Source organism: bacterium, from assembly GCA_016873475.1.
Lineage (GTDB): Bacteria > Krumholzibacteriota > Krumholzibacteriia > JACNKJ01 > JACNKJ01 > VGXI01.
In genome coordinates this window covers 1-2,264 of the sequence record VGXI01000345.1, presented here as the reverse complement: position 1 = coordinate 2,264, position 2,264 = coordinate 1, and the positions used below count along the sequence as shown (strand labels likewise).

General features: G+C 73.6%; 2 protein-coding genes. Both read left to right on the top strand.

Annotated elements, in window-relative coordinates:
- Positions 1-1,874 (top strand): ABC transporter permease (locus FJ251_15600; GenBank protein ID MBM4119128.1); only part of this gene is annotated, 1,874 nt, incomplete at its 5' end.
- 77 nt (positions 1,875-1,951) lie between these two features.
- Positions 1,952-2,264 (top strand): hypothetical protein (locus FJ251_15595; protein MBM4119127.1); only part of this gene is annotated, 313 nt, incomplete at its 3' end.

Genomic DNA, 2,264 nt, shown 5'->3' with positions numbered 1-2,264 from the left:
AGGTGGCCGCGGCGCTCGCCGCGCGCCTGGGCCCCGGCGTGGAGATCCTGGACGCCGGCGGCCGCCGCCGCGAGGCGGCCGGCCTGCTCGCGGCCTTTCGCCTGAACCTGACGGCGCTCAGCCTGATCAGCCTCGTCGTCGGGCTCTTCCTCATCTATAGCAGTGTGCAGGCGGCGCTGGTCCGGCGACGCGCGGAGTTCGGCTTGCTGCGCGCGCTCGGCGCCACGGCGCCACAGGTGCTCGCGATCATCCTCGCCGAGGCGGCGCTGCTCGGCGCCTTCGGCACGGCGCTGGGACTGCCGCTGGGCTGGTGGGTGGCGAAGCAGGGCGTGGCCACCGTGAGCGCGACGCTCACGAACATCTACCTGCTCAGCGAGATCGAGCGGCTGGTGCTGCCGGCCTCGATGGCCTGGCTTGCGGCCGCGATCGGCGTGGGCGGCGCGCTGGCCGGCGCGCTGCTGCCCGCGCTCGACATGAGCCGTCGCCACCCGCGCGCCCTGCTCGCGCCCTTCACGCTGCACGAGCGCACGAGCCGCCTCGCGCCGCGCCTGGCCCTGGCCGCGCTCGCGCTCGCCGCGCTTGCGCTCGGCTGGTGGTTCGCGGGCGGACGCACGCTGCGCTGGAGCGGCTTCGCGCTGGGCGCCGCGCTGCTCGCCGCGCTGCCGCTCTTCACGCCGATCTTCCTGCGCGCCCTCTGCGCCCGCGTGCCTGTCGCGCGCCTCGGCTTCGCCTACAGCCTGCGCAACCTCGGCCTGCGCCTGGGCACCAGCGCCTTCGCGCTCGCCGCGCTTGCGGTGGCCGTGAGCATGCTGATCGCGGTGACGCTCCTCATCGGCAGCTTTCGCCGCACACTGGAGACCTGGATCGGCGAGACGGTGCGCGCGGACATCTACGTGGCGGGCGAGTCCTGGACCCGCGCGGCGGGCGAGGCGACGCTGGACTCGGCGCTGGTCGCAGGCCTCGCGCGCTTCCCCGGGGTGGCCGCGGCCGAGCGCGTGGTCAACGTGCGCGCTCGGGCCTATCCCAGCGGGCGGCAGGTGGGACTGGTGGGGCTGGCGCCGAACCTCGAGGCGCGCGGCGGCGTGATCCCGCTCTACCGCGGCACGCCCGTGGGCATGATCGCGGGCCTCGCCGCGGGCGGGGTCAGCCTCAGCGAGCCGCTGGCGCGCAAGGAAGGCCTCGGCCTCGGCGATTCGCTCGCGCTCCACACGCCTGCGGGCGTGGCGCGCCTCGCCGTGGTGGCCATCACCTTCGACTACTCCAGCGAGAGCGGGCGCGCGATGCTACACCCCGCCACCCTCGCGCGGCTCTACGGCCCGCGGGCGCCGAGCAACCTGGCGCTGTACCTGGCGCCGGGTGTGGAGCCCGAGGCCACGATCGACGCCATCAAGGCCGCCTTCCCGGGCGCGCCGCTCTCCCTGCGCAGCGACCGGACGCTCCGCGCCGAGATCCTCGACATCTTCGACCAGACCTTCGCCGTCACGCGCCTGCTCCAGGCGCTCGCGCTGCTGATCGCCGTGTGCGGCATCTCGCTCACCTTGATCATCCTCGCCCGCGAGCGCCTGGCGGAGCTCGCGCTCTACCGCTGCCTCGGCGCCGAGCGACGGCAGCTCTTCGGCATCTTCCTCGGCGAGGGCATCGGTTACGGCGTGCTGGGCTCGCTGCTCGGCCTCGCGGGCGGTGCGGGCCTGGCGGCCATCCTCATCTTCCTCATCAACCGCGCCTACTTCGGCTGGACGATCCGCGCCGCCTGGCCGGGGCCGGAGATCCTCCAGCAGCTCGCGTTCATCCTGCTCGCGGCGGCGGCGGCCAGTATCTACCCTGCGCTGCGCGCGAGCCGCACGCCGGCCACGGAGCTGAGCCGCGAGGTGTAGGTCGGGCGGAGCGCGCGAAGGGCCGAGGCTGAGTGTACACGTGTACAAAACGAGCTGCCTTAGCTTCCGGGCTAGTCATGCACCTGAAGCGATCATGCTATAGTGCCGGCATGCGCGACTTGCGGAGCATTCCTCTCGCCCTCCACGCACTGCTCGGGGCGGCATGTCTGGGGGCAGTGCCAAGCGCGCAGGCCGCTACCTGGCAGCCCGCGGACTCGAGCTACACTTGGCGCTTCCCCGAGGACCACTGGTCGCACCCCGGCAGCAAGACCGAGTGGTGGTACCTCACCGCGCAGCTCCAGGACCTGCACGACCCCGCCGCGCAGTTCGGCTTGCAGTTCACGCTCTTTCGCATCGGGCTGACGCCGGAGGCGCCGGCGTCCGGCTCGG